This window comes from Sulfitobacter brevis (assembly GCF_900112755.1).
Lineage (GTDB): Bacteria > Pseudomonadota > Alphaproteobacteria > Rhodobacterales > Rhodobacteraceae > Sulfitobacter > Sulfitobacter brevis.
Map to the genome: position 1 here is coordinate 1 of NZ_FOMW01000039.1, position 8,616 is coordinate 8,616.

Annotated in this window: 10 protein-coding genes and 2 pseudogenes; 7 read left to right on the top strand and 5 right to left on the bottom strand. The window is 55.9% G+C overall.

Annotated elements, in window-relative coordinates; all coding sequences use genetic code 11:
• A partial coding sequence (locus BM174_RS20020) for an integrase core domain-containing protein (protein ID WP_143092503.1) occupies positions 1–304 on the top strand: 304 nt, incomplete at its 5' end.
• A gap of 280 nt (positions 305–584) precedes the next feature.
• Here the strand turns inward: BM174_RS20020 and BM174_RS20025 are convergent.
• The 3 genes from BM174_RS20025 to BM174_RS20035 form a co-directional block, all read right to left on the bottom strand.
• Entirely contained in the window at positions 585–1,319 is a 735-nt protein-coding gene (locus BM174_RS20025) for a pseudouridine synthase (RefSeq protein ID WP_093925589.1), read from the bottom strand.
• 247 nt (positions 1,320–1,566) lie between these two features.
• A complete protein-coding gene (locus tag BM174_RS20030; RefSeq protein WP_093925583.1) occupies positions 1,567–2,199 on the bottom strand; it encodes a hypothetical protein in 633 nt (210 codons plus the stop codon).
• A complete protein-coding gene (locus BM174_RS20035) occupies positions 2,189–3,127 on the bottom strand; it encodes a lysylphosphatidylglycerol synthase transmembrane domain-containing protein (protein WP_425442402.1) in 939 nt (312 codons plus the stop codon). Before BM174_RS20035 ends, BM174_RS20030 begins: the two co-directional genes overlap by 11 nt.
• A 102-nt stretch (positions 3,128–3,229) precedes the next feature.
• Between BM174_RS20035 and BM174_RS21805 the strand changes: the two genes are divergently transcribed.
• Together BM174_RS21805 and BM174_RS20045 are read left to right on the top strand one after the other, a co-directional pair.
• A complete protein-coding gene (locus BM174_RS21805) occupies positions 3,230–3,778 on the top strand; it encodes a hypothetical protein (protein ID WP_425442401.1) in 549 nt (182 codons plus the stop codon).
• 418 nt (positions 3,779–4,196) lie between these two features.
• A pseudogene (locus BM174_RS20045) lies at positions 4,197–4,895 on the top strand (sterol desaturase family protein).
• Between the two features lie 320 nt (positions 4,896–5,215).
• Here the strand turns inward: BM174_RS20045 and BM174_RS20050 are convergent.
• Together BM174_RS20050 and BM174_RS20055 are read right to left on the bottom strand one after the other, a co-directional pair.
• Positions 5,216–5,542, bottom strand: a pseudogene (locus tag BM174_RS20050) (YnfA family protein).
• 109 nt (positions 5,543–5,651) lie between these two features.
• Positions 5,652–6,071 (bottom strand): MerR family transcriptional regulator, encoded by a 420-nt coding sequence (locus tag BM174_RS20055; RefSeq protein ID WP_177209558.1) that lies wholly within the window; start codon positions 6,069–6,071, stop codon positions 5,652–5,654.
• Between the two features lie 70 nt (positions 6,072–6,141).
• On the opposite strand from BM174_RS20055, the gene BM174_RS20060 reads away from it, so the two are divergent.
• The 4 genes from BM174_RS20060 to BM174_RS20075 all read left to right on the top strand — a co-directional run.
• A complete protein-coding gene (locus tag BM174_RS20060; RefSeq protein ID WP_093925586.1) occupies positions 6,142–6,549 on the top strand; it encodes a mercuric transporter MerT family protein in 408 nt (135 codons plus the stop codon).
• A gap of 15 nt (positions 6,550–6,564) precedes the next feature.
• Complete coding sequence (locus tag BM174_RS20065) at positions 6,565–6,870, top strand: heavy-metal-associated domain-containing protein (RefSeq protein WP_093925587.1); 306 nt, start codon at positions 6,565–6,567, stop codon at positions 6,868–6,870.
• A 259-nt stretch (positions 6,871–7,129) separates the two neighbouring features.
• On the top strand, positions 7,130–7,516 hold the full coding sequence (gene merF, locus BM174_RS20070) for a mercury resistance system transport protein MerF (protein WP_245766375.1): 387 nt from the start codon (positions 7,130–7,132) through the stop codon (positions 7,514–7,516).
• A 135-nt stretch (positions 7,517–7,651) separates the two neighbouring features.
• On the top strand, positions 7,652–8,616 hold a 965-nt coding region (locus tag BM174_RS20075), incomplete at its 3' end, for a dihydrolipoyl dehydrogenase family protein (RefSeq protein WP_093925588.1).

Consider the following 8,616-nt stretch of genomic DNA (forward strand, 5'->3'; position numbering starts at 1 on the left):
TGGAAAGCCCAAGGCTATTCGTATCGATAATGGGCCCGAATATGTCAGTGGAAAGCTCATGGAATGGGCCGAAAAACAAGGCGTTAGGCTGGAATACATCCAACCCGGAAAACCCCAACAGAACGCCTATATCGAACGCTACAACCGCACGGTTCGCGGCGAATGGCTCAGCCAGTACATCTTTGAAACCATCGAGGAGGCACAGGATCAGGCCACGGTATGGCTCTGGACTTACAACAATGAACGACCCAACATGGGCATCGGCGGCATCACGCCCGCAATGAAACTGAAAACAGCCGCCTGAATTCTACGGCTGAACCCCATTAAAAATGGGGGGATTACCCTATTACTCGTGGTACTTGGCAAACGCGGCCGCAATTATCAAGCGACTACGGCTCGCCCCACAATGCTTCGGCGCATGAACACTACAACAAATCTGGTAAACTTCTGATTTATCTAACTTCGGAGACATGTTCATGCACCCTATCAACCGCTGGATGCCAGATCCGTCCGTGGGAGACATTTCTTCCCTTGCGTAAAAAGCGGGCATTCATCCGCCCGACGCCGTGCTCCGGTCGCAGGGGCTACCGAAAGATCAAGGCGGTCTGATCTTCGCTCAGCAGCTTCCACTGACCGGGAACCATGCCATCAGGCAGTGCCAGACCACCCACACGTTCGCGATGCAGTTTCTCGACATGATTACCGGCGGCGGCAAACATGCGGCGCACCTGATGGTATCGGCCCTCGGTAACAGTAAGCAGGGCTTCAGTTTCCGAGACCACTTCGAGTTCCGCCGGAGCCAGCGGCTTGCCCTCGCCCTCCAGCATCAATTGGCCTGAGGCAAACAGGTCTCCTTCGGTGCCATCAAGGGGGCGGGCCAGCTTGGCACGATAGGTCTTCTTGATGTGGCGCTTGGGGCTGATGACACGGTGCAGCAGGCCGCCATCATCGGTCAGCAACAAAAGACCCGACGTCTGCTTGTCCAGCCGACCGATCGTCGAGACTGCCGGATTACGCCGTTTCCAGCGCTCGGGCAGGACGTCATAGACCAATGCACCGTCTTCCTTGTGCGAACACGTCATGCCCAAGGGCTTGTTCAAAAGAATCACCATGCCCGCGAGGGGGTCGAGCGCCTCGCGGTCGATCTCCATGCGTGCCGGCAAATCTGGGGTAACAGGGATGCGCTTGCTAACGTCCAAAAGATCGGTCGCGTCCAGAGTGATACCGCCACGTTTGGCCATTCGCGCAATTTCCACGCGCGAACCATAGCCCATTGAGGACAGAAGCTTGTCGACGCGTGAGGTCGGGATTTTAGCCATCAATTTGGGCTCCTCAAGTAGCCGGAAGGGGCCGCCCGCTGCATCGCAACCGCTCACCTAATCTTCCATAGACCTCACTCAATTGGAATACGAGGCTTGCTACGATGGTTGCGGAATCAATCGCTGCGCTGCCAGCCTGAAAGGCGGCTCCTTCGCCTGCAATGCGCCAAAAGCGGCCACGCTCGGTGATTGGGTCCCGACTTTCCATCACCGACCCTCAGCGCGCACTGCCATGCCCAACGATGCCTCATGGCCAATCTATTCCTTCTGCGGACAGATCCAGCGACTGTCGTAAAGTATCGCTGTCCAGCACGGCACCGCTGCTGCGTACAGCTTGATCAATGCGCAGCGCCGCGTTGTAACCTTGGGCTGCCCGCCGGTCCGGCATGCTGCCGAAATTGGCAAGATAGCGGGCGGCGAAACCGGTCGGGAGGTCTACCGTATCCGCGGACCAAATTTCATCGCGGGGCAGCGCGCCGGGACCGATTACGACAGCGCCACCACTTGCCACCTGCGACATTGCGGTTTCAGATCCGCTAAAATCAACGATGATAGTTGCGACTTTGTCCGGAGCACCCTTCAGCCATTCGATGCCGTCGCCAGCATTGGCAGGGCGGAAGCGGATAAACAAATCAATCCCGCCAAGGTGCCCGTCCGAGGTTTCCGCAGCGTGGCTGTCACGCTCACCGGCGGCAAGGCGCATGCCTTGAACTGCTGAATCAAGTTGAACGGGGTGCGCGGCACCGGTTGCGTCCAACGTTACAACAAAATTGTGGGCGATCGCAACTTTCGGCATCACTGCAAGAATGGTCAGGAGCGTGATCGCGATATAGGTCAAAGCCGATTGATATGCCCGCGACTGTGGTCTGCTATGGTCCATCAAAAACGATCTCCTGCTGCCTGCTGCGAATGTCGATGCTCGATTGCCACAACACGATCAGGCCGCCCCCGACGACCACAATGATCGATATCATCCAGTTGAACAGGATCATGAGCAGTGCCTGTTCTTCCGGAACACCCAAGAGGTTGAAGGCAAAAGCCGACCCGATCACAAAGCCGCCCGGCACCCGTATGAACCGCGTTAGAACCAAGGAAAATCCGGCAAATACCATCAGGAAAAGATAGTCGAATGGGGCAAGTACGATGCCGACAGCCAGACCTGCCCAGACGTAGTGCGAGGCCGAGATAAGCTTTGCCGCGATGGCGCCCAACAACACGTTTAGCCTGTGCTTGCGGGCCTTGGGCCACACCACCCCATCACAGAGCGAGCCGCGCATCTGTGCACCGTTGGCGCGAAACCACTTCGCCATCCAATCGAAAATGCGGCAAATCAACGGTCCGTCCTGAGCCAGCAACGTCCGAAACCGGAACAGCGCCCACAACAACCCACTAAATAAAAGGAAATTGATCGCCCCCGCGACCGCAAGTCCAAGCTCGAGATTGCCACTGACCTGCGGTACTTTGCCCGCCATCGCGACAAGCCCCGCAAACAACGCAAATACCACACCATCAATGAACCGCGCGATGATCGTCGTGGTGAGCACGGTTCCTGTTTTTAGATTTTCCATCCGCGCAATCAGCCAGGATCGCACCAGCGGGCTGATGCCCAGCGGCACCAACACATTGGCACCATACCCGGCAAGTAACGCGCCAGTCAGCCGCAGCGTGCGCACGGGTTTGACGTCATGCAAAATCTGACGCCACTTCCAGCCGTTTACGACCTGTTCCAGCAGGATCGTGGCTGTCAGCATCATTATCCATCCAAAACGGGCCTCGCGAAGGCCGGTCAGAAAACGACCAAAATCCAAGTCACGATAAAGCCAGAAGATCAGCGCAAGCGCGACCACCCCCCCGACAAGCGGCGGCAGCCAGCGTCGGATAAGGTTACGCGTCGGCGGTTTGGGTGCAATTTGGTCGATGATGATCTCCGGTCAGAAGGCTCCAAGGAGCAGCATCTGAAAATTGTGCGAAATGCGTCTCGGCGAATTCTAACCGCCGTACCATGGCACGGAGTCAATGGAAGTTTTTTCAAGTCGCGACATGCCAATCGGTTATCCTGCGCGCTCGATGGCCTCAATAATCGAACATATACTAATATCGCCTATTCCTGGGCAATCATCGATCAACTCGTTCAGCAGGTTCGCGTTCCTTTGCAATCCTTCCAGACGGTCCTGAACTTCGCTTCGCTTTCCAACGGCAAGGTGACGGACCTCGCAATTGGCGTCCGCACGCCCCCGCAAGGAAAGCAAATCAGCTATCTCATTAAGGGAAAAGCCAATGCGTTGTGCGTCCTTGATGAACCGCAGGCGGTCCACCGCCCCTACATCGTAGCAACGCGCGCTGCCGTCTGCTGGTTTCCTGGGCTGGGTGATCAATCCACGACGTTCGTAATAACGGATCGTTTCGACCTTAACCCCTGCGGCCTGCTCAGCTTGTCAGATTCTCAGATCCATAAATGAGCTCATTCTCTAAAGTTGCCCCACTACACCATGATCGGTGGTTTCAACCGGTAGACGCAACACAGGCTTCAGACCGGCCAATGGGCTGGCGGTAAAACAGGCTCCCACTTCATGCATACCGTCATGTGGCCCAGATCGGTGTTCTTCTGATGCTTGAGACGAAAAGTTAGAACAGGTGGTTGTACTCATCTGTTTAGTCGCTGCTTGGCTAACAAGACTATGCTGGCCGGATTGTGGTATCGCTGTCTTGGCAGAGGGAATTACGACTTTGGAAAACATCATCAACAAAGAACCTGCGATCCGGATGACAGTTTTTTTTATCCTAATTGTAATGGCAGTTTGGGAGCTTGCAGCGCCACGCCGACGGGTCGAGATTCCCCGGCTGGTACGATGGTCGAACAATTTAGGCCTCGTGGTGATGGACTCATTGCTTGTTAGACTTGCGTTTCCGGTTGTCGCGGTGGGCTTGGCGGCTATCGCCACCGAAAACGACTGGGGGCTTTTCAACCAGTTTCCCATCCCGGGCTGGATTGCAGTGATCCTTGCAGTTCTGGCGCTCGACCTCGCAATTTATCTGCAACATGTATTATTCCATGCGGTTCCGGCACTTTGGCGTCTGCATCGGGTGCATCATGCTGACCTGGAGTTTGATGTAACGACCGGCGTTCGGTTCCACCCGCTCGAAATACTCATTTCCATGGCGATCAAGCTGCTTCTCATTCTGGCGCTTGGCCCGCCCGCCATTGCTGTGCTGATATTCTAGGTCTTGTTAAACGGAACGTCTTTGTTCAATCACTCGAACGTGCGTCTTCCGTTTAGACTGGATGCATTGCTGCGTCTGATAATTGTCACACCAGACATGCACCGAGTGCATCATTCCATCTTGCCCTCAGAGACCAACAGCAACTTTGGTTTTAACCTGCCTTGGTGGGACCGGTTGCTGGGAACTTATCTCGCACAACCAAGCGCGGGGCACGTTGGGATGACCATAGGTATCGAGCAGTTTCGGACTAAGCGAGATCTATGGATTGATCGCTTGTTGCTTCAGCCCTTTCGCGGTCCCGCCTCTGGCTATCCTCTCAACAGCACCGATCAGAAGCCGGAAGATGATTGTTAGAGCGCGGCTTAGAGATTAGGAAGAGACGCTCGATGCCGTTGCAACATCGGCCTGTCTGGGCTCGATGCCGCCCTTTGCGACCCACATAACCCTTGTCTGGGCATCAATCCGACTTTCCGTAAAGGTCTGGGAACGGTCATTGAGCGTGTTTCTCAGGAATGTCAGGAATGTCAGGAAGTCAGTGAGCGAAACAGGCAGTCACCGCAATTTTAATTCCCGAATGCAATACGAAGCTTTCTGATCTGCTGAATCGTTATGCCAGCTAAGCAGACAATTTAGGACAGTGTTTGAATCTGCTTAAGTTGCCACAGGAGCATCCCTCACATACTGCGCGGAGCCCAAAGGATCACGTCTGCACCGGCAAGGCAAATGACGGCTCCGATGACGTCCCAATGGTCAGGCCTATGACCTTCTACAACCCAAAGCCAGAGCTGGGACGATACAATCTATACCCCACCATAAATGGCATAGGCGCGCCCTGCCTGATCCGCGGGACTGAAGGTCAACAGCCAGGCGAATGCCCCGAGAAGTAACATCCCCGGCACCAGCCAGAGCACGCTTTTGTCCAATCGAAACCAAGCCCAGAAGGCGAAACATCCTGCAATTTCGGCCAGCGCCGCTAAGAAGTAAATTAGAACCGTCTGCATTTATAACTTATCCGTTTCACAGAGAGGTCGATCAATTTGCGCGCTCTCATCCGCTAGTAACGGATGGCTTCCGATCAACCACTCTGTTGTCTCACAAACGCTCGTCCACCTATTTTTCGAGAAGCGCGTCGATGACAGCACATTCCGGGGCAGCATCACCGGTGCATCGGGCGACGGTCTCTGACAGGACGTGCTCGATCCGCTTTAGATCGGCGATCTTCTCCTGCACATCCTGAAGATGGCTCTCGGCAACAGTTTGAACCTGGGCACAGGTCTGGGTCCGGTCATCGACCAATCCCAACAATCCCCTGATCTCCTCCAATGAAAAGCCAAGATCGCGGGAGCGCATGACGAACTTCAACCGTCTGACATGGGCATCATCATAGCATCGGTACCCCTTTGCGCTGCGCGGTGGGTCCGGCATGATGCCAACCGTTTCATAATATCGGATGGTTTCAAGGTTGCAGCCCGTTGCTCTGGCGACGTCAACGCGCCGCAACGGTGTCACGCTTATGTTATCCACTTTCATAAGAAACTCCTTGAGCCTGTACTTCCTACAGACCGTAGAACGGTGGAAAGAACAGGACAAGGACGATTCGATGGACCAAACTATTTCCGACCAGACATCCGACCAGACCCAACAGGCCGGCGATGATACCACGAAAGGCTGGGGTGCGACTGGCTTTGGCGTTCTCGGTGCGCTGGCGATGACATCGTGCTGTATCCTACCGCTTGTGCTGGTGAGCTTCGGTGTGACTGGCGTCTTCATCGCGCAGCTTGGGGCGCTCTATGCCTACAAGTGGGTCACGTTCACGTTGAGTGCCGCGTTTATCGGATATGGGTTTTACAAGGCCTACAAGCCGGTGAGCCCGGACGCTTGTGCCGATGGTACCTGTGCTCGCCCGATCAACAGGACTATTATGCGGGTGACACTTTGGGCCGCCGCTGCTGTTGTCGCCGTGGCAATTGGGTTTCCTTACATCACGCCCTTCATTCTCAAATTCTGAGCAAGGAACAAAATCATGAAACACATATTGCTGTCGTCAGCGCTGGCCATTGCTGCATTTACCTCCACAGCATTCGCCGAAGAGCGCACAGTCGAGATCGCGGTCAGTGAGCTGACCTGTCCCTCTTGCTCGTTCATCGTAGCCAGTTCGATGCGCGGCGTCCCATCGGTCAGCATTGAAGAGTTTGTCGAAGGGCCAGAAGCTGGACACGGCGTTTACAGCGTAACCTTTGACGATGCCGAAACCAGTGTGGAAGGTATCATCGAGGCAGTCGTCGCAAACGGCTATCCTGCCCGACTGCTAAACGACACAGCCTCTTAAAAACGAGGTGCGTGATAACTTGATGGGCGGGCTGCTGGCTTTCGGAATTGCGACTCCGGTTGTGGTCGCGTGCTGCGGTGGTGGCACGGCTCTGCTGGCTGCCACGTTCAGTAAATTTGGAGCCTGGCTGTCAGGTTTTTGGCGCACTTTCCATCGCGCTTTTGGCAGCGCTCGCCTTCCTTGTCGTTCGCGAAGTCCGGCGATCTGCCAAACGCCGCGCCCCGTATCCCAATAATTTTTCAGACAGAAAGAGTGTTACTTGACCCAGAATACTGAAAACCCCGACCGCATGCTGAAATGGGGGCTGGGCGGCGCGCTTTTTGCTGCCCTGTGCTGCTTCACCCCGCTATTGGTCATCGTCGTGGCCGGTGTCGGACTGTCGGCTTTGACCGGCTGGCTCGACTACGCGCTGTTTCCCCTGCTGTTCTTTTGTCTCGCCGTTGTGTCGCAGGCGCTCTGGCTGCGTGCAGGCAAGCCGGGTCCGGCTCCAAAAATCTGGGCTTCTGCGATTGCCGCTGCGCTGTCGTTCATAATCATCTGGATCGAGTTCCGCTTTGCTCTGCGGATCACGGCTGGCGCTTTTGTAGCTGTCGGGGTCTACGCCCTTTTCCTCAATAAGGCGAAATCTAAAGGAGCTGCACGATGATGATGGGGTCTTGCACTGCGGTTGGCATGTTCTTCGGAATGCTTGGCATGTTGACGCCGCTTATAGCCATTGGTGCGATCATTTATTTGGTCGTTGCCAAACGAAAAAACTCTGATCTGCACGAGGCACGCTGAAATGAAAGATATCAACATGAATGACGACGGTAACGGAAGCTATGATCTGATTGTCATCGGCGCAGGCTCGGCGGGTTTCTCCGCATCCATTACAGCCTCCGATGCTGGGAAGCGTGTCGCACTGGTCGGGCATGGCACCATCGGAGGTACTTGCGTGAACTTCGGGTGCGTGCCGTCCAAGGCGATGATCCGCGCGGCAGAGGCGATCCACGGCGCACAGGCGGCCAAGCGGTTCCCCGGTGTTTCAGGACAGGCCCAAGTTGATGACTGGAGCACCTTGGTGGAGTCAAAGGACGACTTGGTCGCAACCATGCGGCAGAAGAAATACGCAGACCTGCTGCCGGAGTATCCGGGTGTCGATTACATCGACGCTGGCCCGGCAAAACTGATCAAGGGCGGCGTGATGATTGGAAGCCGCACCCTGACTGCGCCCAAGATCATCATCGCGACGGGTGGCCACTCTATCTTGCCAACCATCGACGGTATTGCGGATGTAGGTGCTTTGGACAGCAAGAGCATGCTTGAGCTGAAAACCTTGCCCGAAAGCCTGATCTTCTTGGGGGCGGGCTACATCGGTGCGGAGCTGGCGCAAATGATGAGTCGGATGGGCGTGAAGGTTACGGTCGTCGCGCGCTCGCATCTGTTGCCGGGTGCCGAACCGGAAGTGTCTGAGGCTTTGGCAGATGCGTTCATGGCCGAGGGGATCACGCTGCTGACCGGCCTGAGCTACGATAGTGTGCGCCGTGATGCGGCGGGCGTAACCTTGCGCGTCATGCAGAGCGGGGAGCCTGTCGAGGTCACCGCGGATCATCTTGTCTCCACCGCTGGCAGACGCGCCAATATCGAAGGAATGGGCTTGGATGAAATCGGCGTAGAAACCGACGTGCGCGGGTCCATCATGATTGGCGACGACATGCAGACGTCGGTGCCCGGCATCTATGCGGCGGGCGACGTGACCGACCGCGA